The sequence below is a fragment of the Rahnella perminowiae genome, from assembly GCF_019049755.1.
GTDB classification, from domain to species: Bacteria; Pseudomonadota; Gammaproteobacteria; order Enterobacterales; family Enterobacteriaceae; genus Rahnella; species Rahnella perminowiae.
This window is the reverse complement of the sequence record NZ_JAFMOS010000082.1, coordinates 1-596: the sequence shown is the minus strand read 5'-3', so window position 1 is coordinate 596 and position 596 is coordinate 1. Positions and strand designations below refer to the sequence as shown.

Below are 596 nucleotides of genomic sequence, written 5' to 3'. Positions count from 1 at the left end.
AGACAGGGAATACATTGCATTGAGAATACAGTAAAGGGTTGGTTTATTAAAGATGTTGACACTGAAATAATAGAAAATTTCATCCAAGAGTTTCAAGCTCATAGCAAGTTCTCTTTTAAAAAATCAAACGCGCTAAAATATTTAAGAGAAATCTCTGATATATGCTCGAAGTCGGACGTGTTATTGATCTCAAAAGATAGTAATAATATAGCACCTTATGATTTTACCTTAGTACCTCAAGATCGTAAATCTTCGAAACTCTTCAAAGAAGAAAAATATTGGCAAACTGCGAAAAGCAGGGTTGCAAGTAAGTTAGACGAACGACTCGGTTTAAATCCTATACAGTTAGAGCTTGCAGAAAATAATTCTAAAGATAAAAACATATCTGACCGAGATTATAGGAATGTAAGAGGAAAACCTCTATTAATGATTCATATGCTTGATCTTCATGAGAACGATGGGGACGGCGGAGAAAAAATTCATTCCGTTCCAGCATTCGGTATAAGCTTCCCAACTCATTTGTATACGAAATCAATAGAGATAAAAGTTAACAAAGTTTGGTTAGAAAGTTTCATGGGAAGTGTATATGACACCCC

The 596-nt window shown here is 34.4% G+C and carries 1 protein-coding gene; it reads left to right on the top strand.

What is annotated here, in order from left to right; translation table 11 throughout:
* A partial coding sequence (locus tag J1785_RS00415) for a hypothetical protein (protein WP_476655345.1) occupies positions 1–596 on the top strand: 596 nt, incomplete at both ends.